Genomic DNA, 23,115 nt, shown 5'->3' with positions numbered 1-23,115 from the left:
CAATATTTATGGCTCCGCGACGAAAAAGCCCCGAAATACCCGGGGCTTTATCATCATCACTTCTGGTGGAGGTTTATTAGGTCTGTGGGGCACTGCCGCCCGGGTTTGGAACTTCGGCGGTGGCTTTTTGTTGCAATTGTTGGAGAGCGGGCAAAATGCCTTCAGGTTCTGTGATAGGCTGAGAACAGGTCTGCCCTTGACAAATATAAAGGGCTGGAACGGGGATTTCTGGATAGCCGCTTTGAGCAAATTCGGGACTACCTACTGGCCATGTACGCACAACCCGGTTACGATCATAAAGGCCATAAATAGCTTGGCGGAGCGCCGTTCCGGGCCGGTGATGAGACTGCACGACCGTCGCGCTCAGCACAGGGGCATGGGCCCGGTCTGCGACAATAGCCCATAGCGCACCAAAAACTCCTTGCTCTTCAGCCATCGGTGAGAATTCGCCTACAAGGGCCTGCCCGCGACGCGTCCACTGGTCGTCCTCGAAAAGTGCTCCGAGCCGTAAGAAGGCTCGGGCCATTAAGGCGTTTTCGTTAAGGGGTTGTTGACGGTGTTTGAGACGTCCAGGAGCGCCAGGTATTTCGATTTGATCGTAAAAACCATTATTTTCCCCTTTTAAGACTTGATCGGCATAGGCAATGAGGGTTTGAGCCCGTTCCAAGTAAATGGGATCTCCAGTAAATTCATAGCCGTCGATCAGCGTATTGGTGAAGTGGGCAACATCGATTAATTGGCCTGGCAACTTGGGACCGTCATTATCATAATGATAGAGCCCGGTATTTTCATCCCACATTCTATCCCAGAGCGCTTCCAACGCGGTTAGGGCAATGGGGGCATAAACGGTCGGATTAATGAGCGATGCCGCTAATAACTGGGCTGATATCATTTGTGCATTGGCATGGGTGTACATAATAGGATCGACAAAGGGTGCCGGCCGTTTTTCCCGTTCTTCTTGCGGTAGCCGGTAGTACTCCTCATCTGCGTCTTGGGAACCGCCCCACAAACCATTGAGATTTAATAGGTGCTTATTTGCCCAATTGAGCACGGCGTCAGCGATTTGCCGGTAGGTCTCGTCGCCCAAGACCTGGTAGGCGTGCAGATATAATTTGGCCAGTTGCGCGTTATCATCGAGCATCTTTTCAAAATGGGGAATGGTCCATTCGCGGGTGGTGGAGTAGCGGAAAAATCCTCCGCCGATGCCGTCGAATAGCGCTGACCCCGCCATGGCATCTAAGGTCCGCACGGCCATTCCTGCCGCCCAGCCATCACCGGTCGCAGTAAAGAAGAGCAGAGCTAAATCCCATACATCCACTTGCGGGAATTTGGGGGCGACTCCAAGCCCACCATACGCCCGGTCAAATTGTTGACGAATGGCCTCCATTATCTTGGTAACGGATTCTGGAGAGGGAATCTCAGCATGGGGATTAATTTTCGGCGGTGCAGGCGGATTGAGCTGATCAGCAATTTCGCTTTTATGTTCATTCCAATAGCTAATAACTTGATCGAGCAGCGGTGCCATTTGTTCCGGGGCAATGTACGTGCCCCCTGTAATAATTTCTCCAGCCGGGGTTAAAAACGCTGTCGTCGGCCATCCGCCCATATTATAACGTTGATTGATGTCAGGTCTTTGATCATTATCGATCCGAATTGGTATAAAATCGGAATTAATGCGGGAAATGATTTGAGGGTCAGAATATGTGGTTTCATCCATGACATGGCACCAGTGGCACCAGACTGCCGAAATGGACAAGAGAATCGGCTTATCTTCGGCCTGGGCCTGTTGAAAAGTGTCTTGGGTCCACTCACGCCAATGAATATCTCCCGCCCGGTTAGGACGTGGACTAAAACGGAAAGTAGGTTCTGCCATGATACTCATCCTTTCTCGAAATCAACAACACACAGGCTATCATACCAATCTTTGCCCTAGATTGGCGAGAATATGCTTAGGAGGCAGAAGTTGTGAATAATCCTTCTCCGGTTTTGTTGGCTACCGGGTTAACCGGCGCAATTGGGCAAGCCCTTGTTGCTTTAATGCATCCGTCGTGGCATATCATAGGAATTCGCCGGTCCCCCGTCAACGTGAATACATCCATAGAATGGATTGAAGCCGATTTAAGCGACTATGATGCCTTGGCTAGCCGCGTAGAACAAGCTCTGTTAGATCGGCACATTACCCGCGTCAATGGATTTGTTCACGTGGCCGGAGTGGTATACAGTGATGATATTGTCCATACGACCGGCTTTGAGTGGGAACAGACTCTCAATGTGAACTTACGGGCTGCGTTCGAGCTGGTCAAAGTCGTTAAACCTTTTCTATTTTCGCCCGCCAGTATCGTTTTCGTATCCAGCGTTGACGCTCTTATGGCCAGCACGCTTGGCCCAGCCGCGGCGTATGGGGCGTCCAAAGCGGGATTGGAAGGGCTGATGCGGCATTTAGCCGTGGAATGGGGTCACGAAGGAATCCGCGTCAATTCCGTGATGGTTGGTGCGTTGAGAGAAGGCATGGGTGTTGCCGATGATCGAGAAGCTCATGAATTATCAGAGCACACGGCTTTAGGCCGTTTAGGATGGGCGAAAGAAGTGGCGCCGGCCATTCAATTTTTGTTGGAAGAACACCTGTCGTCCTATATTACGGGACATACCTTGCGGGTAGATGGCGGGCTCAATTTGGCCTATTAACGTTAACGACAACAGAAGTGGAGTGGAAGGTATGACAAATGTGGAGCGCGCGATTCCCCGCCTGTTTTATCCTAAATGGGAACCTTGGATTGTGAGCCTACTGGCCATGGTGACCGGAGTCGTAGGCGGATTTGGCGCTATCGTGTTTCGATGGATGATTAAAGAAGTCCATAATTTATTGATTGGTGATGTGTTGCAAAAAGGTCCTCATCCTTTCTTGATCTTCGGACCGGCTTTAGGCCTCTTAATTGTTAGTCTGATTACCCATTATGGCGCCAGAGAAGTCAAGGGACATGGAGTTCCTCAAATTCTCGAGGCGTTGGCTTTGCGCGGTGGAAAAATTAGACCGCGCGTCGGGATTTTAGGGATTATTGCCCCCGCTGTGACGATTGGCAGTGGCGGTTCCGTCGGGCGGGAAGGACCCATTGCGTTAATTGGAGCAGCGTTTGGGTCAACCCTTGGTCAACTCTTGACCCTACCCGAAAAATACACGTCGTTGCTATTAGCTGCAGGTTCTGCAGCTGGAATTGCCGCGACATTCAATGCCCCCATTGCTGGCGGATTTTTCGGATTAGAAATTGTTTTAGGCAGTTATCAAATTGGTGCTATTGTTCCCGTGTTTTTGGCTGCTGTTACCGGGACAACCGTGTTCGATGCTATCATGGGATCTCAGGCCGTGTTAGCAACCCCGCCATATCACGTGATTAACCACTTTGCTCTGCTTTTCATGATGGGGCTTGGACTGATTATGGCTATTGTCGGCGTGTTATATACGAAGGGGCTGACAGCGTCTGAAGATTTCTTTGATCGGCTCTCTCTTCCTTTCTGGGCCAAAGCATTGCTTGGCGGCATGGTGGTCGGTCTCATCGGCTTGTTTGTGCCTGAGGTTTTAGGTGTCGGCTATCCGACGATGCACCTGGCCCTAACCAACCAAATCTTGTGGGGCGCGTTGGCGTTATTGTTCGTCTTCAAATATCTCGCCACTTTAATCACCATCGGCGCAGGCGGATCCGGTGGAGTCTTTGCCCCATCGCTGTTTTTAGGCGGCATGGTGGGTGGTGCTTTTGGAAATCTTCTCTACCACATTTCGCCGAATTTAGCTCCCCATCCTTCCATTTACGCCATTGCCGGTATGGCTGCCTTGTTTGCGGCCGCGGCCCAGGCCCCGTTTGTCGCCATTACCATTCTATTAGAAATTACCGGAGATTATCACCTGACAGCTCCCGTCATGGCGTGCGCGGCTGTTAGTTATTTAACTTATACGTTCTTTACCCGGGACTCGATGTATACGGTGAAATTGCGTCGGCGAGGGATAAAGATTTTACGGGGCGATGATATCCGGCCTATGGCGGCTATTTCGGTGTTGTCGGCATTGCAACCCCTCGGTGAGGACGCGGTGTCGCCTTCGACGTCGATTCATGAGGCGTGGCAAAAAATGACGGCATTAAGCCGAAGTTTTCTGCCGGTTATAAGCCGTTCTCAAGGCTTAGACGGGATTGTCACCATGCGGGATATTGTGGCCGCCATGCAGCAGCAAGATCGCAAAAATAACACGGTGGCATCGATTATCCAACCTTTGCCTAAACCTATTATGAACAATGATTCATTAGATGAAGCCATTCGTTACTTATCGATTTACGATGTCGAGGTCTTGCCCGTCCAAGATTCTCAAACCCACCATATTGTTGGCTTAGTCACCCGTTCTGGTGTCTTAAAAGCCTACAATGCGTCAGCAGTTCATGCGGTGGACACGTCCCATCAAGTCGAAGCCTTGAAACGTAGGGCTGACGATGGGATTTTTGTCGAGGTCGAAATTCCCAATGATTCGCCGATGGTGGGGAAGCAACTGAAAGATCTCTACCTTTCTGAAGATGCGTTAATTGTGTCCGTGACGCGTCAACAAGGTGCAGTGATTCCCCACGGGAATTTTGCCATTAAAGGTGGCGACCGGTTATTGGTCTATGTGGCGCCCGCATCGCGCCGGGAACACGTGATTGACCAATTGCAGGCCCGCGAAATTGTATCTTTTCACGGGGTCTAGGATTCGGGCAGGATCTCAAGATGGCCTGAACCCTGACTATGCAAGACTTGGTAGGCTGTCCGAATCAGGTGTTGCAAACTAATTCGGGAGGGATCGGGAATGTAAAGCGAAACCCAACGAAGCGGCAGTGGTGCATTCTTGACGAGCCGTTTGGTTTCCTTTTTTAATGTGGGTCCATCGATATGCGGATGGAAGAGGATAAACTCATCACTACCGAGCCGACCTACTACGCCGTCATAATTCATCGCGGCACTCAAATATTGTGCGACCTCGATGAGGCGGTGATCCCCGGTTTGTTCTCCATAAGTTTGATTAATCTGGGAGAGTCCCACAATATCTAGCAGGATGCATCCCGCACCGGGGTGTAGGGGCATTTCTTGAAGTTGCCGGTAATATTCTTCGATTCCTAAATCATTGGGCAATTGTGTCACGTGATCGGTGTGAGCTGCATGTTGCTGTTGGCGACGCATTTCAAGAATCTCATAAATCGAGGCAGCAAAGGAAATGAGCATTTCCATGCGGTGCGTTTGGGAGCGAGTAAAACCTTCAGGTTGTGCACTGCCTACCAGCAAAAAGAGGTGTTGTTGCAAACTTGGAAAAGCGAGGCGGAAACCTACAAGATGTTTTATGCCCCATTCTTTTAGGGAGAGGGGTATGTCCGCTGCATTTAGCGTCATCCGCAATTGATCTTGCCGCAAGGCCTGGGGGACGAAATAATAATGTTTCGGAACGTGCCCGAATGCCATGCGTGGGCATTGGGCATCGTCTCCTTCTATTAGCCAACCCCCATCGGCCCCGACTAGCTTGATTAAGGTGTTGGCCACTTCTTGCCATAGGATGTCATCTGAGGCGACCATGGGCAGCGTCTTAATGACGTCGAGCATGGCATCCATTTGCTGTTGTTCCTGGGCAATTTGCTCTTGTAAAAGAATTTTGGATAAAGCGGTGCCCAACGAATGAATGTACGACTCTAATTCGGGTAGCAGGATGTCAATCCCGGTGTGTTCACGGGAAAAAAGAATGACTGCCATTTCGGGAATTCCGATACCAATGACGGCATAGGATAGAAATCCCTGACGCTTAGCAAACTGGCTCAAGGCATCACTTCGGCTTTCCCCTGCATTGATAAAGACGCTTCTGTCTTGCTGGAGGGCCTGGTTGACAGCATGACCATCATGACGGGGCAACATAAATCCGGCAGTGAGTCGATTGCCATTGCCTGCAGGCGAGATTGCCACAGGGACATATACGCCTCCTTGAGGCTTAACTACCACGACTAGGGGGAAGGGGCCATATTTCTCAAGAGTTGACACGAGAAGATTTAAAATGTCATCGCGCGTCTTGAGATAATTGATTTGGGCGAGACACTGGGCTAAAAGTGTTTGCCGTCTGGCGCGCTCTTCGGCGGCTAAAGAATTTAACGAGCGTTCAATGAGAGCCGTCGCGAGAGAGCTTAACGCATAGAGCCGGCGCATGCGTCCGGGAGTAAACCCTCCCATTTGGCTATGATACACTTTGAGCACACCGAGCAATTGGTCTTGTGAAATCAAGGGAATTCCGGCAGCAGACTGGATGCCTTGGGCACGCATTTGCTCTAACCATGGATTTAGTGTGGGATCATTCATAATATTGGGGATAATCCGGGCCGTGCGCGTCTGAAGAATTTGCCCAACGGGACCTTTCCCATCATCGGTCGAGGGATTAAACAAATCGTCGCGCGACACATCAAACGCTTGCCCATCCGGGAGCACACAATGAAGAACGGTCTCATTGAGAATGCCAATCCAGCCTTCGTGTCCCCCTGTTACGGCCAGTGCCGCGGAAATCGCTTTGGCCAACAGATGTTCTAGGTCGGCACTGTCGGCTAACGCCGAGATGGCTTCAAATAAGGGTTCGCCCAACATGCCTTGATCGCTGAAGGCTTCTTCTTTTTGGCTATAGCCAACAGCTAACACGATCAGTGCGGCAATGCCTTGAGCCATATGAATGAGGTCGGAGCGGATTTGATTCGGTTCATGATAGCCCAAATGAAGAAGCCCCCAGCACCCTAAATTGTCACAAATAGGTACGGCAATAGCTGAGTGAATATGAAAACGATCGGACCAAATACGCGGACCATTGGTTGGCTGTTGAAAAATCGTTGGTTCTCTCGTCAAAATGGAATGGTATAACGCCGAAGATTGGGGAATGACAGTACGGGTAAAGAACGCCTCGTCTTGGGGAGAGAGCCGTTCGGTTGATTCCAGATAGCGCAAGTCATTGCCTTCCACCTTAAATATGGCGACGACATCAGCACCCGTTAGTTTTTTGGCTAACGACAGTAAGTACGTGTAGCGTCCTTCACCGTGAGCCAAACCTTGAACCATTCTTCGCGTCGTGGTTAATAAAGTGTCGAGCTGGTAGGTAGGGGACGGTCTCAAAAGAGGTGCCCTGGTGAAATCAGCTGGGGTTAAGGTGCTATGAAATGTCATTTCGGGTTTTCCTAATAGATAACCTTGACCATATTCCACTCCGATTTCTTGGAGGGTGTACAGTTCTGCAAAAGTTTCAATGCCTTCAGCGATGAGTGAAGTGGCAGCCGTTTTCTTGGCGAATCGAGCGGTGCTTTCTAATAGGGCGAATTTGATAGGGTTCTTATCTACGTCCCGGACCAAGCTTAAATCGATTTTGGCAAAGTCAGGCTGCAATTCAATGAGCCGAGTTAATCCCGAATACCCTGAACCCAGATCATCTAAGGCAATGCGGATGCCCATTTCTCGAAAGGGCGCTAGGTAATCGTGCAGTTTATGGTCACCTTCGCTAATAGTTTCCCGTTCCGAGATTTCCAGCACGATTTGCTGCGGTTTGATCTGGTCGCAATGTTGTAACGCACGCAAGAAGGGTAACGGATTCAACAGGCTTTTCGGCAAAATATTTATAAAGAGAACCCATGTGTCAGGACAGCCACTCTGACAAAACGCATCAAGAATCTGTTGAAAAGCCAGTTGATCAAACATGAGCAAACCGTCATGCCCTTCGGCAGAGGCCATAAGATCTAAGACCGAAACAGGTTCGCCATCTGACATCTGGGGTCGACTGAGTCCTTCATAGGCTAATACCGAACCATCACGCAAGGACACAATCGGCTGAAAAGCGGCATGTAAAATCTTGCTACGATACCACTCGGGCCAAAGATTGTCGCGGTAGCGATTTGCCGTCTGATTCATTTTGGACTCCTCCAACCTCTTTCGACATTTAATCTATGCCATTTCGTTGCGAACTGGTGAAATCCTTTATTGCCTTCCAAAAAAATTCCAGGATTTTATGCATCCCACCAGGGAACTTGTGGAGCATTTGCATTTGTTGAGAATTTCAGGGTAAAATTATCCTGATAAAAATAGAGGAAGCTTAATGACCACGGACCTAAAAGAACCGAAAGGTACCAGAGAGCTAGCGGATGGTGTGAGCTAGTCCTATTAGATTCTTTGACTCACCGTGTGAAAGCTACGATTCAGCTCGTTATCGCTGGTTTAAGAGAGTGCTTTGAGAGCACTAAAATGGGTGGTACCGCGGGTTAATTCTCGTCCCTGTTGCGTAGACAGGGGCTTTTTTATTGGAGGGAACACCATGACGATCAAGGAAGGACAATCTTCCACGATTTCTTCGCCCGATCGCTATAATGTGCGCGCGGTCGAAGAAAAATGGCAAAAGATCTGGGAAGACCAACATCTGTACGAAACAAGGGATTCTGACAAAGAAAAATTTTATTGTTTAGAGCAATTTCCCTATCCATCCGGGCACCTGCACATGGGCCATGTGCGGGTCTATACGCTCGGTGATGTGATCGCCCGCTACCGGCGCATGGCAGGCTATAATGTGTTGCACCCGATGGGTTGGGATGCCTTTGGGATGCCAGCTGAAAATGCGGCCATTAAAAACGGCATTCCGCCGCGTACTTCGACGATGGCTAATATTGCGTACATGAAACAACAGATGAAACAAATGGGTTTGTCATTCGACTGGTCGCGTGAAGTGACCACATCCGAACCCGAATATTATCGTTTTACCCAAGAATTATTCTTGTTGTTTTACGAACGAGGATTAGCCTATCAAAAAGAAGGCGCAGTCAATTGGTGTCCGAGTTGTGAAACCGTATTAGCCAACGAACAGGTGGAGGACGGCTTGTGTTGGCGTTGTGATTCGGTAGTGACGAAGCGCGATTTGACGCAGTGGTATTTCCGTATTACGGATTATGCGGAGCGGCTCTTAACCTCCTTAGATGCTTTAGACTGGCCGCAAGAAATTAAGACCCAACAATTAAATTGGATCGGAAAAAGCATTGGGGCCGAAGTAGTTTTTGATGTGCCCAGTATTGGCCAGCAGATAGCGGTATTCACAACCCGCCCCGATACCTTATATGGCGCTACCTATGTGGTTCTTGCGCCGGAACATCCGTTGGTTGAACAACTGATCGCGGATTACCCGGAGGCCGATAAAGTTCGGCAGTTTATTGCGGAAGAACGGGTCCATAGCGATATTGAGCGAACGGCCGAAAATACGGAAAAACGGGGCATTTTTACGGGGAGTTACGCAATTCATCCCTTAACCGGGGAGAAATTGCCAATCTGGATTGCGAATTATGTATTGGTCGATTATGGAACCGGGGCGGTTATGGGGGTGCCGGCGCACGACCAGCGCGACTTTTTGTATGCACAAAAATATCACTTGCCCATGAAAGTCGTGGTCCAACCTGAAAATCCTGGCGAGGACTTTGATCAGCAAGCCTATAGTGGACCGGGAAAATTAGTGGATTCCGGACCTTTTACGGGGCTTGATAATCAGGAAGCGAAAGCTGCGATTGCGGGTGCGTTAAAAGAACAGGGGAAAGGAGGGCCCCGAGTTAGTTACCGCATGCGGGATTGGTTGATTTCCCGGCAGCGCTACTGGGGGGCGCCGATTCCCATCATTCATTGTCCAAAATGTGGGGCGGTTCCCGTTCCTAAGGACCAATTGCCTGTGCTTTTGCCGCCCAATGTCGAGTTCACGGGTCAGGGAGCTTCGCCCTTGGCGGGCGCTAAAGACTGGCTGGAAACGACGTGCCCGGTTTGTCAGGGACCTGCTACCAGAGAAACAGATACCATGGATACGTTTGTTGATTCATCATGGTATTACTACCGCTTTACATCGCCCAATGCGCCTCGGCCTTTTAACAAGAAAGATGTCGACTATTGGATGCCCGTGGATGAATATGTCGGTGGTAAAGAACATGCGGTACTCCATTTACTATATTCCCGTTTCTTTACCAAAGTTCTCTATGATGCTGGCTGGGTGTCGGTCGATGAGCCCTTTAAGCGCCTGTTGGCGCAAGGCATGGTGGTTTATGGCGGGGCCAAGATGTCAAAATCGAAGGGAAATACTTTAAGCCCGGAAAACATCATGAAAGAATGGGGCAGTGATGCTACACGGGTATTCATGCTGTTTGCCGCTCCCCCGGATAAAGATTTCGAATGGTCGCAGCAAGGCGTCGAAGGTGCCTACCGGTTCTTACAGCGGGTCTATCGTTTAGTGATGAAGGCGCGGCCTGAATATAGTGGACCTTCGTCGGAAGAGGCTAAAACCCGGGTATGCAAGGTCGTACACCGTACGGTGAAAAAAATCACTGAGGACATCGGCGAACGCCGGGCTTTTAATACAGCGATTAGCGCCTTAATGGAGCTGACGAATGCTTTATACCTGGATATAGATGCTCTCAATACGGAGGACCAAAACCGGATCTTAGGGATTTTAGTGAGGTTGTTGGCGCCATTTGCTCCGCATTTAGCCGAAGAACTGTGGCATCAATTAGGGCACGACACAAGTGTGCACTGGGCGTCGTGGCCGCAATATGACGATAAGTGGTTGCAAGACGAAGAGGTGACCATTGCTTTACAAATCAATGGTAAGGTGCGTAGCCGATTGACTGTTCCAGTGGATATGACTCCCGAGACCCTGCGAGAATTGGCATTGGCTGATGAAAAAATCAAGACACTCACTGAAGGACGGACAATTGTTAAAGTCATTGCCGTACCCGGGCGTCTTGTTAATGTGGTTATCCGTTGAGGACGACATTAGCTTTAGCTATCGCGGTCAGTTCCGCGGTCATCGGGGCGATTTTCGGTCGTGCATTAAGACCCCAGGGTCCAATTTCCATTGTTTGGACTATGATTGTCGCCGGACTCGGTGCCCTTTTAGCGGAGGCTTCTTCGGTAATCTGGGTCGGACCCCCTCCACAAGGCTGGGAGCCTCTTTTGGGAGGCATTCTCATTGGGGTAATGGCCGGCATTTTCTCGGGCAAAAAACGTAAGCCTCCTGATAAACCAGAAACATAAGGGGCCGTATGGCCCCTTATGTGATTTAGTGAGCAGCGTTACTAATGCTGATTTTCTTACGGCGGCCCGTGGCCTTATAGACTTTGACCCGGAGCAAGCCATATTTGTACTCCGCCTCTGCAGATTCGGGATCAATTTCGGTGGGAAAGCCCACCACGGCTTGAAATTCTTCTCCTTCTCGCTTATCTTGTTCCAAGGGCGAGGCAGGGAATGTTCCCTTAACACTAATTGATTCCTCATCGACTTCGATGTTGACTAAATCCGGGTCGACCCCAGGTAGTTCAAATTCCGCCATATACCCATTTTCGATTTGGTGTAAATGGGTCCGTGGCTTGGTGTCATCAAGATTCCAATCGTCACGCATCCGGTTCCAGACGCGGGACATATCATTGCGGAAGTGCTGGATATCAGTAGGATCCCAGCGCATGAGCATAGTCATCACCTCCGATAAGAGTATGTCCCAATGCCTCACTTTTCTTGTAACGGAACGGTGCCATTATTATCTTGTTCTTGCTGGTCAAGAGCTAAATACAAGAGTTCGGTATCGGTATCATAATGGAATAAATCGGCAAAACGCCCCCAGTTAATTGCTGTCATCAGCTGACGCTCGGCTTCGTCTACGGAAAAATGTTCTTCGAGAATGTCATTGAAAAATTCTTTAGGCATGGCGTGATTGGCTTTACTGCGCAAAACCCGGTCAATAAGCCGAAAAAGTGGCACATCACGCAATTGCTCGCGAATGATTCGTTTGCGTTCATTCACGTCGGCCTCGACAAATTGGCGACCCAAATCCGTTAACGTGAGGTCCCCTTCTTTGACATCAGCGAGATGAAAGAGTTCTGCGGTTTCGGTGACGGGCAATAAATCGTCGACCTCTAAAAACAATTCCGAGCCTAAATGATATAAATCGTCTTGACCGCCGCGATCGGCTACTAATTCTAATAAGCCGCTTAACATCGACAAATGGCCATAAGGAATTGGTTGCAAGGTGGCACGATCCGTCATGACACTATGGGCCGTGTGATCTTTCGACTCTGTGTCTGCACGTTTGTCATCGTCACGTCCCGTTACGACTTTATAGACATAGTCCACGAGATCGATAAATTCCAGGGATTTGCGGTTACGGGGATAGGGAAGCGGTACGGGCAAATCGGCAATAATGCGCGCGGGATTTTTCGATAAAATAACAATTCGGTCGGCCATAAACACAGCTTCTTCGATTCCGTGCGTGACCATTAAAATGGCTTTTGTCGGAATTTTTGATTCCAACCATAAATCCAGGAGTTCCGACCGGAGATTTTCTGCAGTCAAAAAATCGAGTGCTGAAAAGGGCTCATCCATACACAACAGTTCCGGGTCAACGGCAAGCGCCCGGGCAAATCCCACACGTTGGCGCATTCCCCCCGAAAGTTCTTTGGGAAAGGCATCCTCATAACCATTGAGCCCGATTAAATCGAGGAGTTTCAGGGATTTTTCCCGCCGCGCCTTTAAATTTTCCCCTTTAGCGACCAGGCCCAGTTCGACATTTTGTAAAATCGTCAACCACGGATATAGGGCAAAAGACTGAAATACCATGGCAGCTTTGGGATTGGGGCCGGTGACAGGCCGCCCCCGGTATAAAACCGTGCCAAAAGAAGGATGAGAGAGCCCCGTGATAATACGGAGTAATGTGGACTTTCCCGAGCCTGAAGGCCCTAAGAGTGCCACAAATTCCCCAGGATAGATATCCAAGGTGATGTCGTCGAGTACCAGAATATCGTACTTATCGGGTTGCTCATACATCTTGGTCACGCCTAAGAGACGGATTAGGCTGTTTTTTTCAACATGGGGTGCATGATTCATAATCAATCCTCACTTATGACAAGGAATAGCGTTCCGCAGCTCGGTTATATAATGGCCGCCAAATTAATCGATTAATCAGGACCACGGTTAATGCCAGTGTCCCTGTAGCCAACAAAAGCAGAGAAAACTGCCCTTTTTGGGAGGTTTCAGCAATTAACGAACCGACACCAAAGGTGGTGTAGGTACGATTATGAAAGCTTACATATTCGGCTACGATACTCGCATTCCAGGCACCGCCCGAAGCCGTAATGAGTCCGGTGATTAAATAAGGATAGATGGCGGGCAGAATTAATGTTTTCCATGCTTGCCAGCCTTTTAACCGGAACATTACGGTGGCTTCACGTAAATCCTCAGGAATGGCCGATGCCCCAGCAATGACATTAAACAAAATATACCATTGGGTCCCTAGAACCATCAGAAGGATTGACGCCGTTTGGAGACCGCCATGTAGCCCGATTAATAAGGCAACAAGCCCCGGAAACAATGCGGTGGCGGGAACAGAGGCGGCAATTTGGGTAATCGGCGTTAATGCCTGGGCCCATTTGGGATGAGAACCAATGAATACACCGACAGGTACCGTCCATAACACCGAGATGAGTAAGGACATCATGACGCGAAAGAGGGTGGCGCCCACGGCTAATAACACCATCAGGACTTGTGACCACGTCCAGTGAGCCATGAGGTGAAAGGCCCCTTCTAATGCGCTGAATAGTGCAATAAGGGAGAAGGCAAGAAGTAGTGAGCGAAGAAGACCCATAAGACTTTCCACCGGTTGTTTATGGGTAATTTTCGGAAGCGTTCGGCTGAAAAGGCGATCGGTCCACTCCGTCACGGGAGCAAACACTTTTTGGCCCAGCCATTCCAATAAAATCGATCGCCGCAGAATCATCAACACGGCAGAACGCGGTTTTACCGCTCCTTCCACCAGTTCCATTTTAAACTTGTCTGACCAGGCTAATAAAGGGCGCCAGACCAATTGATCCATGGCGACAATAACGGCAATCAATACTAGTAATCCCCAAATTTCCTTGTTCCAATTTCCCTGATTGGCTGCTGTTTGCAGGTACGAGCCTAATCCTTGCAATTGGTAGTTGCGGTTACCTAGCGAAAACATTTCGGCTGCCATCAAAAAGAACCAGCCGCCGGCCCATGACATCATGGAATTCCATACTAATCCCACCATCGCATAAGGAAGTTCCAGGGTGCGAAAGCGCTGCCAGGGAGAAAGATTTAACGATAGGGCTGATTCTCTCAAATCGCGGGGAATGGTAATGAGCCCATGATAAAAGGCGAAGACCATATTCCATACCTGCCCGGTGAAAATCAGCAAAATCGAAGCCAAATTGACTCCGAGACGGGAACCCGGAAATAAGGCGATAAACGCTAAAAGGACCACAGGAAGAAACGATAAGACGGGAATGGACTGTAATATATCTAATAAAGGAATCAAAATTTTTTCTGCCCGTTTGTTATAGGCAGCCTGATAGGCATAAACAAATGTAAATATAATAGAGAGAAGATAGGCAAAGAACATGCGCAACCATGAATATAATGCATAGAGAGGAAGTTTTGCATACGCTAGTGAGATCCCACCGGTTTCGGGACGGTAATGATGGGCATGGGTGGCCCAAGCGAGTATGAGGGAAAGAATTGCGATGATGACGGCTCCAACCAGAATATCCGCGTAATGAAAGCCGCCCCGATTTTCTCCTTTATCAGCCATATGGTCACCCCTTGGGTCCACTGCCAAATTTATTCGCCTGTACATGTCACGTTCTCTATCGTACTCTATTTAACAGGCATTCGGAAGTTTATGATTGACGAACAACTTTCTTGGAAGCGAGAGAAGGACTTTTTTTAACTTGCGTCGAATATCAAATTGGTTTCTATCTGATACCATAGGACAGGAGATGCGCCAGCGTGCCTCATACGTTTCATATTTTGCCCCATATCCAGGTAACTAATGACTTTCTTGTGGGCAAAGAGGTTCTGGATCGTCTTCCGTTACCCATATTGTTTGTGGCACCCAACCGTCACATTGTGTGGAGAAACCGTTATGCCAGATGGTTTTCCGCCAATCGTAAAACCGTACGGGCCTTACTTCGTCAGGTTGTTGAAACAGAAGAATACCAACGTCTCGACCCGGTCGTTTTGTCTTCTGGTGTTAACGTAACTGTGGAGAGCCAACCCGTCCGCAATCTCACGGGCACTGTGGAAGGCTATCTATTGTGGGTGTCCGATAATCTTTCCGGTCTAGCCGGTGATTTTTTACAAACAGGAATTGCTATCGCTCAAGACGGACAATTCGTTTTGGTGAATTATCATGCACGCCTGCTTCTTGGGGAGAACATTGTGGGGCAACGCTGGAACTCGGTGGCTTGGTTGCCTCCCTGGCACGTGGTGATACGTAGGGGTCAGCAGTCCTTTTTTGCTTTGACCCAAGAGGGTTTTGAGATTCGTATTCACACTCACTATCCGTGGGTGATTTTTGAGGCGGTGCCACAGCGTCTTATTGAGCAAGATAAAATCTCTGTGCAGTTTGCCTCGGCCATGATGCACGAGGTGCGTAATCCCCTGGCAGCCTTAAGTGGTTATGTGGAACTGGCGCTTATGCAGGTGGCGGAGGGACCAGCGAAAGAATATTTATCGCGGGCCATGGGGGAGATTGATCGTTTGTCCCGCTTAACATCCGATCTCATGTGGTTGTCGAGGAGCCAGGAAATTCAAAAACAGTGGTGCTTAGTGAGCACATTAGTGGATAAGGCATGGTCAGTTATTCGCACAACCACCTCTGAGAAGTTGCAGCTCCAAACGCGGTTTTCTCCTGAAGACCGTATTTATGTGGACCCTGATCGGTTTGAACAGATATTGATAAACGTCTTTAAAAATGCCGCCGAGGCGATGCCAGAAGGTGGCCAAATTACCGTTTTTGTCGAACAAGACGACACGTGGCAATATATTAGGATTCATGACAATGGTTATGGGATTCCCGATGAGGTTATGCGCACTTTATTTTTAGAACGGCGGACAACGAAGCAGGATGGACACGGGCTAGGACTGTTTATTATCAAACAACTTGTGGATGCTCATCAGGGTCGTCTTGACATTTCATCCAGTCGCCAAGAAGGCACAACCGTGACCATTATCTTGCCATATCCTGAACCCAATTGATTAGCCGGGCGTGGGCGGTTCGGGCTCGGTTTTCTGGCGTAATTTCCTGACGGTGGGTTTGCGAAAATGGGCGACTGTCAAAATTAATAACGGAATGCCAAGCAAATACAAAAAGCCTAGGGGTAATATAAAGGTTTGCGTAATGTAGTCAGTGATTTTGGCGTTGGGAATCCAAATGGAAAAAATAAAGATAATAACGGCGCCGATCAATAAAAATGTCGGATAGCTATAGCGCGAGTGCCAGTGAATCATGGCCGCCATATCATGAGCCAAGCACCATAAGCGAATAGCGATAAAGGCCACCACAGCAACGGTCCACAGCACCACGACCAGCATACCCCATTTGCTCACAAAAAACCCATTGACGGCCAGAATGCGCATGAGACTCACAATAGGCCAACGCATCAGGGGGATGAAGGCAGGACCAAAAGTGGCCATTGTCGCCTCGTACATGACGGTTCCGATCAATACCATAAGACCCAGTCCAAGATATGCAAAGCGCTCGCCCTTGCGCCGTTCTTCATTGCGGATAAAAGGATAGAGGGTGACACTGACTTCGAATCCAATGAAGAGAAAATATTCCCGGTATGCGCCTTGCAAGATGGGAATCACCTGAATATTGACGGGCGGTTCCAACAAGATAGGATGACGAATCACCCCCATCGCTAGGACCAAGGTTAACAATGTCAAAAGTACCATAGGAATATAACCGGACTGCAAAGTCCTAGCGAGCGAAGAAATGCCCAGAGAGGCAATATATAAGCTGGTCAGGACGAGCGCTCCGGTTACACCCCATACCGGAGTATCAGGGAGAAAAATATTGCTCAAAACATAGCCGAATAAGACGGCCGCGACAATAGCGAGCGCGAGATGATAGACCACCGTATACAGCCCGATCAAAAGACCGATAGGGGTTGAAACAATTTTGGGGGCAAATTCGCCCAAGGTCTCATTGGGAACTAGCCGGTTCATGGCAAAGGTTAAACGCATAAGAAAATAGGTCACCAAACCTTCGAGCCAAAAAGACCAAATAGCATCACGCCCGGCTGCTGTAACCATTTGCCGGGGAAAGTAAAAGATGCCCATAGCCATATACCCTGCAGTGACGACCGTTCCAAATTGCAATCCGGAAATGCGGGGCAGGCGCTGACTTTTTCCGAAATCCATGTCCACATCGCTCCTTTCTTGCTCCCGGATCATTCCAGAATGTTGGTACTATTTAATGTCTCCCATTTTGTCGATTCTTAAGTTGACATGGACGCTCATATGGACTTTCGGATATTCTTGATGCCAGTGCTTAAATGCTGTAAATTCCGTGGGATAACGCCAGTCGAATTTTCGGCCGACGCCAAAGGGGTCGACATCCATTTTTTGTGTTTTTTGCAACAAGGCAAGGCAACGGTGGGCGAGAACAGCGGAGCCTTCGCGAGATAATTCAGCGAGCTGACCTTCTGTTTCTGTTTGAGTTTTAATGCCTTCTAAGGTGCTATACAATTTCAGATAAAATGTTGCATAGACAATGCCGTTGCGTTCCTTGACAGTGAGATGGCTTGGTCCATGGATCGCTCTTAATGTCGCTTGTTGACGGGGCAGGAATAAGCTAACTTTGTGGGCTTCTCCTTTCAATAAGCCGAACGTCATGGTTTGGTTGGCGTCTAATGTTCCGACATAACGCAGATGTTGGTATAGCGCGATACGATTGACGTCAATTTGTTTGGTTTTTGCATCGACCGTGACTTGAGGCAGAGAGGGATCGATTCCGGGAGTGGCGGCATTGGCGGCAAATTGCCATAATCGAACTCCCAAGGCATCGGTTTGACAGCGTTGACAGGAAAAGAGCGTCACATAGTATAGGGTTGGAAAGTCTTCTTGGTCGGTGTCCACTGATGCCACTTTTTCTAAGGGTTGAGATGTTACAAACAAAAAGGGCGTTTTGTCTAGGGTGCCGATACGTTCCAAGGATTCAAGAGCCCGGGTTAATAGGGGCGCACTGAGATGAGTAGAAATGGCAATAAGCTGGATTTGGCCAAGATATAAATCCCTTGATACTTGGGATTGTGCCGCATTAAAACATTGGGCCACACTTTTGCCTTGACCCACTGCATCAGCAACGGGCGGAGTGCTTGAACTTCCCCCTGAACCTTTGGAATATTTGGCCATGGCGGGAGGCGTGGGAAACTGAAAGAGCATCCGGAATTCATTGGGATTGGAACTGGGTTCTAATCCCAGGGTAAACACTAAGGCCCTGGAATCGACAGGGCGATTGTCCCAGCATCCGGTAAGACCTATTCCCAAAAGAAGCAGAAGCAATATCTTTTTCCAAGATGCAGGTCCTTTTCTAAACGTCATCATCAACCCGGTCCTGTTGCGTCGTGTAGAGTTGCGGATTTTTCATTGGTTTGGGAATATTGGCGCCCATTTTGCGTGTTTTGACAGGGCGCAGGTAGCTTGGCCGCTTCTTGAGAAATGATAAGGGCAATCTCAGCCAAGAATCTTGCAAGTCTCGAAGCCGCATAGGCCCAAACGGGGATAAATAGGCTACCCCAAAATTCTCTAGACTGGTTAAATGGGCCAAGATCATCATAATGGCGAGGACCATGCCATAAAGTCCTAAGAAATATGCGGCAAATACTAGCACCCAGAACAAAATTCGCCAGGGTGTGGCCATCTCATAAACCGGCGAGGTGAATAATCCGAGCGCTGTTAAAGTGATGATGACAATCATGATACTATCGACAATTCCGGCTTTGACGATAGCGGTTCCCACCACAATGGCGCCGACGGTACCGAGTGTGGTTGAGAGTTCTTTGGGTAAGCGGATGGCCGCTTCCCGCAACACTTCTACAATAATCCACATGATTAACACTTCTAGTACCGGCGGAAATGGGACCGATTCCCTCGAACCGGCAATCGTGATAACAAGCTTCAATGGCAGTAAGTCGGGATTTACAGACACAAAAGCCACATAGAAAGGCGGTAGTAACAGACCCACGAAAAGCCCAAAGAGACGAACCAGGCGTTCCAAGGATGCTTCCCAAAAATTCCCGGTATAATCATCGGTGGTTTGATAAAAGTCCATGAACGTGGAGGGAACGGTCAATGGGTAAGGAGTGTTGTCTACTAAAATAGCCACTTTTCCTAAAAGAAGATCTCGGACAATAATGTCCACGCGTTCAGTGGAACGCACTTGCGGAAACAAGGACATGGGATGGGTGGTAAGATAGGGGACCAACGCGTTTGAATACTGTAGCCCATCCAGTTTTACCCCACGTAAGCGGCGTTTGACTGACATGACCAGTTCGGGATTGGTAATGCCTTCAATGTGGGCAATAATGACCACTGTTTTGGTATAGGAGCCAATGCTGAGAGGATCAAAGTGTAGCGCTGGACTCTTAATGCGACGCCGAATCAAATTCATTTGAGTCAGCACCACTTCATTAAAGGATTCTTGAGGCCCTTTCACGGCCCGCTCCGTATCGGGGGTTTCGATGGCCCGGGCCGGATATTTGACCGTATCGAGCACTAAGACTTGGGATGCGCCCTGGATAAAGACGAGGGTATTACCTCCCATCATGTCCGGCAACAATTTGGTCCATCGATTTTCCACCGTCACATGCCCTACCGAAACGATGGAATCATGGACGTATTGATGGATTTTGGGACCATCCTTCCAGAGTTCCTCCGCATTTTGGTAACGCTGCATCAGAAAAATGGTATCTTGATCCACCATCTGGTTATCCGCTAAGCCATCATTAAACACCAAAAGTGCGGGAACGCGGTGCTTTCGACCGAGAAAGAACCGACGAATAATGACATCGGGCGATTGTCCCACCGTATTTTGCAAGATATTATAGGCATCTTCGACACTGCCATTATAGGTATCTAATGATTGCGTAGCCGATCCTTGTTGCTTGACCGTTTTTTCTAAGGTTTCGAGCTCTTTGGCAAAGGTCTTGGTTTCGGTAATGAGATCTTGCAAAAGTCCCAAGTCGACCCCCGTAATGTCTTCTAATGTTTGCTGGGTGGTTACCATGTTGTCCATAAGTTTTTCACTGCCGGGCGGGGTCTTTAAGGGTTTAGGGTCATCCAGATGATCTTCAATAACCCATGTCTTGGGGGCCGGGGTATGATGAATGCGGCGTTTACTCCCAGAAAATGGCCACATGTCTGTCCTCCTTCCGAAAGCCTTGGTGATCTTTTCTTGCGTCTGCGTTCTTTGGTACAATGTGGCCACTAATGACAGGGTTTATGCATAAGGAGTTTGGAACCGTGGATATTGTGGAAGCGTTGGCGATTGTGGAACACGGAAATCTTGCGCCCTGTTATCTCTTGCATGGGGACCATAGTTATTGGGCGCGACGCTGGATTGAAGGCGTTCGCAAACGCTTTTTGGATGCGGGATATCAAGATGGATTTCTCATCAAAGATCAAGTGAATAGCTGGGCTGAACTCGACATGGAATTGCGCACAACAGGATTTTTCAGCCAACGCCGCATGGTGGTGGTCAAGGACGCCATGTGGACCAAAAAAGACGAGAGTTTAAGTGCCTATCTCACACATCCGGATCCTGAAGCCTTATTGATTGTGTGGGATAGAAAACCAAGCCCCTCACTGATCAAAGCATTTGGCCCCACTCGGACCATCGAACTCAAGCCGCTTTCTCCGAACGTTTTTCGGCGTTTTGTGCATCAAGAAGTAAAAAAACGCCGGTTAAAGCTCACATCTGAAGCGGTGGAGTTGTTATCGGAACTGGTCTTACATGATGAGCAACAAGTGTTATATGAACTGGATAAAATGGCGCTCTATGATCCCACTCGCAAATGGGACGATGAGAGTGTGCGTCAGTTTGTTCCGCCGTTGCCTCATGATACGCAATTATGGCGGCTCACCGAACCTTTAGCCCAGCGTCAAACGGCCAAGACGGTAGCACAAACAGAGGATTTATTGCGAGAAGGGAAAGCACCACTTTTGATTTTTATCGTCGCGGTTAGGCACTTAATTAAATTGCACCGGGCCTTAAAAGCCAGGCAACAAGGCATTTCCGTGCAAGAATTTGCGCGGCAGGAAGGGATGAAGGAATTTCCCGCCAAGAAAGTTTGGCAATACTCGCAGTACTGGTCATTAAACGAATTACATGATTTATTACATCGTGCAGCTTTCGTGGACAGGGCGCTTAAAACGGGATTTGGCGATCCTGAAACTTGGGTGCTCAGCTATCTGGCCTTAATCGGAAAGGATGCGATAAAATAAAAAACCCCGAATCAGCGGGGTTTTTCTCCTTTTAAGCAGACGCTGATTTCAGTTTGTTCAGGCGCTGCGTTAACCGAGATTTCTTACGAGCTGCGGCATTTCGGTGAATGGCACCCTTTTGTGCAGCCCGGTCTAAACGAGCATAGCAAAAACGTAAAGCCATCTCAGCAGACTCTAAATCATTTCGGTTTAAGGCATCTTCAAAGCGCCGTACAGCCGTTCGTACCATGGTTTTCCGGATCTTATTGCGTAACGTCCGAACCTGTGTTTGTTTAATGCGCTTTTTGGCAGACTTAATATTGGCCACGGTTATACCTCCTGACGGTTGATTATAGCATGGTCCAAAGCCTGGGTAAAGTCTCTATATCCAGCGATTTTCCCAAGATCTTTGGCTGTTCGAGTCAAGCGAAAACTAGCGGGTACAGACCCGGTCTATTTGTCCAAGATTTACCATACATATTAGTGAGGAGGGAAGCCGTATGCGTCGACCGTTTCGTTGGCGATTGCCGCGGGTCATTTGGATTCATTGGACCCCGGGAAGGTCTAAACGGCCTAAGGACTGGAAAAGACGTTTGCGTGTTGCAGGAATAGACCGTGAGAAACCCTTTCAACCATTCTTGCCTAAGCGGATACCGTGGACAAGTCTTGGCTTATATGCGGGTGTCCTAGGATTAGCCGGAATAATTTTTTTTAATGTCCCGGCCCGAACGGGTCCGGCATTGCCGGTCACAGGTCACGTCGGCATCCCCACGAAGACGTCTTGGCTGAGCCGCAACCTGGAAAAATGGAAAAATAATCGGTCGACCTTGATTAGCTGGTTAGACCAAGGATTACCGCTTGCGAAGATATCAAAAGAATCCTCCCATCCCTTTTCTTGGCACATTCGTTCGATTATTATGACGGCTTTGGCCGATATCTCGGGGATTGAGTTAAATAGTTTGGAGCGTATTTTGCGGACAGAAATTCCTGCCTTAAGCCAGGTCCCTTCGCGTGTCGAGGGATTGACGGCTCATTCCCGCCCTTTACCCCGTCCCAAAGAGCAAGATGCGATTGATGCCAATTTACCCGGTGACCAGGGACGGGTTTGGGCGGAACTGGGCGCAAAACCCCTGGTCGGCATTTATCAAACTCACAGCCATGAGGCATTTTGGCCCGCTTTACCAAAAAACTCCCCCACTGCTTATTCCACGGATTGGTCCAAAACCGTGGTGCAAGTGGGATGGTGGTTGGCTCAAGATTTGAATAACCGCGGGATTGCGGTAGTTCAATCCCGGGTCGATAACATGTCCCAAGGTCTTTTGCCCAGTTATAATGAGTCCTACCATACTGCCAAACGCTTGTTAAAATGGTATCCCACGGTTCATATTTTGTTGGATATTCATCGTAGTGACAAACCCTTAGATGAAACAACCGCGGTGATTCATGGAGTCAAAACAGCGCGCATTCTATTAATTGTGGGTAGCAATAAATTGTTACCCAATCCGTATTGGCATCAAAATTTGGAACTGGCCATCCATATTGCCCATCACTTGCGGAGTATTGCGCCCGGCATCCTCCAAGGTGATGGTATTGATATGGTTCCTTATCGTTATAATCAGCAATTAGCACCCGGAGACTTATTGATAGAAATTGGAGGCGCTTACAACACATTAGCCGAAGAAAGATATGCGGTGAATGACCTAGCTAAAGCCATCAGTCAAGTAATTCATGACAAACAGTATCCCTCTTAAGCTCGTACACTACAGGCCAAATCCCACCGGCATATCGACGATGTTCTCA

General features: G+C 48.8%; 16 protein-coding genes and 1 other annotated feature. Of the genes, 7 read left to right on the top strand and 9 right to left on the bottom strand.

From position 1 onward, the window contains the following. Nucleotides 1-76 precede the first annotated feature (76 nt). Nucleotides 77-1,873 (bottom strand): thioredoxin domain-containing protein, encoded by a 1,797-nt coding sequence (locus AOA63_RS17485; protein ID WP_053961050.1) that lies wholly within the window; start codon nucleotides 1,871-1,873, stop codon nucleotides 77-79. A gap of 92 nt (nucleotides 1,874-1,965) precedes the next feature. On the opposite strand from AOA63_RS17485, the gene AOA63_RS17480 reads away from it, so the two are divergent. Beyond that, nucleotides 1,966-2,685: an SDR family NAD(P)-dependent oxidoreductase gene (locus AOA63_RS17480; protein ID WP_053961049.1), complete on the top strand. Its 720-nt coding sequence runs from the start codon at nucleotides 1,966-1,968 to the stop codon at nucleotides 2,683-2,685. A 31-nt stretch (nucleotides 2,686-2,716) separates the two neighbouring features. Next, nucleotides 2,717-4,726: a chloride channel protein gene (locus AOA63_RS17475; protein ID WP_053961048.1), complete on the top strand. Its 2,010-nt coding sequence runs from the start codon at nucleotides 2,717-2,719 to the stop codon at nucleotides 4,724-4,726. Here the strand turns inward: AOA63_RS17475 and AOA63_RS17470 are convergent. Continuing rightward, nucleotides 4,723-7,932 carry an EAL domain-containing protein gene (locus AOA63_RS17470; RefSeq protein WP_053961047.1) on the bottom strand — a complete coding sequence of 1,070 codons (3,210 nt, stop codon included), beginning with the start codon at nucleotides 7,930-7,932 and terminating at the stop codon, nucleotides 4,723-4,725. The genes AOA63_RS17475 and AOA63_RS17470 overlap by 4 nt on opposite strands. Before the next feature lie 175 nt (nucleotides 7,933-8,107). After that, nucleotides 8,108-8,297: a binding site (T-box leader), on the top strand. A 35-nt stretch (nucleotides 8,298-8,332) separates the two neighbouring features. On the opposite strand from AOA63_RS17470, the gene leuS reads away from it, so the two are divergent. Together leuS and AOA63_RS17460 are read left to right on the top strand one after the other, a co-directional pair. Further along, the gene (gene leuS, locus AOA63_RS17465; RefSeq protein ID WP_053961046.1) at nucleotides 8,333-10,804 is read left to right on the top strand and encodes a leucine--tRNA ligase; all 2,472 of its coding nucleotides are present in this window, start codon (nucleotides 8,333-8,335) and stop codon (nucleotides 10,802-10,804) included. Then, nucleotides 10,801-11,073, top strand: a complete 273-nt coding sequence (locus AOA63_RS17460; protein ID WP_053961045.1) for a hypothetical protein — start codon at nucleotides 10,801-10,803, stop codon at nucleotides 11,071-11,073. The genes leuS and AOA63_RS17460 overlap by 4 nt, the downstream gene beginning before the upstream one ends. 25 nt (nucleotides 11,074-11,098) lie before the next feature. Here AOA63_RS17460 and AOA63_RS17455 read toward each other — a convergent pair whose 3' ends face one another. From AOA63_RS17455 to AOA63_RS17445, 3 genes are read right to left on the bottom strand one after another with little or no spacing between them, the layout of a single operon-like run. After that, the gene (locus AOA63_RS17455) at nucleotides 11,099-11,506 is read right to left on the bottom strand and encodes an Hsp20/alpha crystallin family protein (protein WP_020376530.1); all 408 of its coding nucleotides are present in this window, start codon (nucleotides 11,504-11,506) and stop codon (nucleotides 11,099-11,101) included. A gap of 35 nt (nucleotides 11,507-11,541) precedes the next feature. Beyond that, a complete protein-coding gene (locus AOA63_RS17450) occupies nucleotides 11,542-12,915 on the bottom strand; it encodes an ABC transporter ATP-binding protein (protein ID WP_053961044.1) in 1,374 nt (457 codons plus the stop codon). Nucleotides 12,916-12,928: 13 nt separating this feature from the next. After that, on the bottom strand, nucleotides 12,929-14,638 hold the full coding sequence (locus AOA63_RS17445; protein ID WP_053961043.1) for an ABC transporter permease: 1,710 nt from the start codon (nucleotides 14,636-14,638) through the stop codon (nucleotides 12,929-12,931). A gap of 197 nt (nucleotides 14,639-14,835) precedes the next feature. Here AOA63_RS17445 and AOA63_RS17440 point away from each other — a divergent pair, with 197 nt between their 5' ends. After that, nucleotides 14,836-16,086: a sensor histidine kinase gene (locus AOA63_RS17440; RefSeq protein WP_053961042.1), complete on the top strand. Its 1,251-nt coding sequence runs from the start codon at nucleotides 14,836-14,838 to the stop codon at nucleotides 16,084-16,086. Here the strand turns inward: AOA63_RS17440 and AOA63_RS17435 are convergent, their stop codons facing one another. From AOA63_RS17435 to AOA63_RS17425, 3 genes are read right to left on the bottom strand one after another with little or no spacing between them, the layout of a single operon-like run. Beyond that, the gene (locus AOA63_RS17435; protein WP_053961041.1) at nucleotides 16,087-17,253 is read right to left on the bottom strand and encodes a GerAB/ArcD/ProY family transporter; all 1,167 of its coding nucleotides are present in this window, start codon (nucleotides 17,251-17,253) and stop codon (nucleotides 16,087-16,089) included. Between the two features lie 48 nt (nucleotides 17,254-17,301). Further along, nucleotides 17,302-18,438 (bottom strand): Ger(x)C family spore germination C-terminal domain-containing protein, encoded by a 1,137-nt coding sequence (locus tag AOA63_RS17430; protein WP_053961040.1) that lies wholly within the window; start codon nucleotides 18,436-18,438, stop codon nucleotides 17,302-17,304. Next, entirely contained in the window at nucleotides 18,425-20,251 is a 1,827-nt protein-coding gene (locus tag AOA63_RS17425; RefSeq protein WP_171822783.1) for a spore germination protein, read from the bottom strand. The genes AOA63_RS17430 and AOA63_RS17425 overlap by 14 nt, the downstream gene beginning before the upstream one ends. A gap of 104 nt (nucleotides 20,252-20,355) precedes the next feature. Between AOA63_RS17425 and holA the strand changes: the two genes are divergently transcribed. Continuing rightward, nucleotides 20,356-21,336: a DNA polymerase III subunit delta gene (gene holA / locus AOA63_RS17420; RefSeq protein ID WP_053961039.1), complete on the top strand. Its 981-nt coding sequence runs from the start codon at nucleotides 20,356-20,358 to the stop codon at nucleotides 21,334-21,336. A 31-nt stretch (nucleotides 21,337-21,367) separates the two neighbouring features. On the opposite strand, the gene rpsT is transcribed toward holA, so the two are convergent. Continuing rightward, nucleotides 21,368-21,643, bottom strand: a complete 276-nt coding sequence (rpsT, locus tag AOA63_RS17415) for a 30S ribosomal protein S20 (RefSeq protein ID WP_020376522.1) — start codon at nucleotides 21,641-21,643, stop codon at nucleotides 21,368-21,370. 172 nt (nucleotides 21,644-21,815) lie between these two features. Here rpsT and spoIIP point away from each other — a divergent pair, with 172 nt between their 5' ends. Next, a complete protein-coding gene (spoIIP, locus tag AOA63_RS17410; RefSeq protein WP_053961038.1) occupies nucleotides 21,816-23,066 on the top strand; it encodes a stage II sporulation protein P in 1,251 nt (416 codons plus the stop codon). The last annotated feature ends 49 nt before the right edge of the window (nucleotides 23,067-23,115 follow it).

This window comes from Sulfobacillus thermosulfidooxidans, assembly GCF_001280565.1.
GTDB classification, from domain to species: domain Bacteria; phylum Bacillota; class Sulfobacillia; order Sulfobacillales; family Sulfobacillaceae; genus Sulfobacillus; species Sulfobacillus thermosulfidooxidans_A.
Note: the sequence above shows the minus strand (reverse complement) of the source record. Positions and strands in the feature narration are given on the sequence as shown.

What these genes read in the sequence shown, in the direction of transcription:
- AOA63_RS17435 (WP_053961041.1), bottom strand. Translation starts at nt 17,253, where the DNA reads ATGGATTTCGGAAAAAGTCAGCGCCTGCCCCGCATTTCCGGATTGCAA.
- AOA63_RS17470 (WP_053961047.1), bottom strand. Translation starts at nt 7,932, where the DNA reads ATGAATCAGACGGCAAATCGCTACCGCGACAATCTTTGGCCCGAGTGG.
- AOA63_RS17425 (WP_171822783.1), bottom strand. Translation starts at nt 20,251, where the DNA reads ATGTGGCCATTTTCTGGGAGTAAACGCCGCATTCATCATACCCCGGCC.
- AOA63_RS17445 (WP_053961043.1), bottom strand. Translation starts at nt 14,638, where the DNA reads ATGGCTGATAAAGGAGAAAATCGGGGCGGCTTTCATTACGCGGATATT.
- AOA63_RS17430 (WP_053961040.1), bottom strand. Translation starts at nt 18,438, where the DNA reads ATGATGACGTTTAGAAAAGGACCTGCATCTTGGAAAAAGATATTGCTT.
- leuS (WP_053961046.1), top strand. Translation starts at nt 8,333, where the DNA reads ATGACGATCAAGGAAGGACAATCTTCCACGATTTCTTCGCCCGATCGC.
- AOA63_RS17475 (WP_053961048.1), top strand. Translation starts at nt 2,717, where the DNA reads ATGACAAATGTGGAGCGCGCGATTCCCCGCCTGTTTTATCCTAAATGG.
- AOA63_RS17455 (WP_020376530.1), bottom strand. Translation starts at nt 11,506, where the DNA reads ATGCTCATGCGCTGGGATCCTACTGATATCCAGCACTTCCGCAATGAT.
- spoIIP (WP_053961038.1), top strand. Translation starts at nt 21,816, where the DNA reads ATGCGTCGACCGTTTCGTTGGCGATTGCCGCGGGTCATTTGGATTCAT.
- AOA63_RS17450 (WP_053961044.1), bottom strand. Translation starts at nt 12,915, where the DNA reads ATGAATCATGCACCCCATGTTGAAAAAAACAGCCTAATCCGTCTCTTA.
- AOA63_RS17485 (WP_053961050.1), bottom strand. Translation starts at nt 1,873, where the DNA reads ATGGCAGAACCTACTTTCCGTTTTAGTCCACGTCCTAACCGGGCGGGA.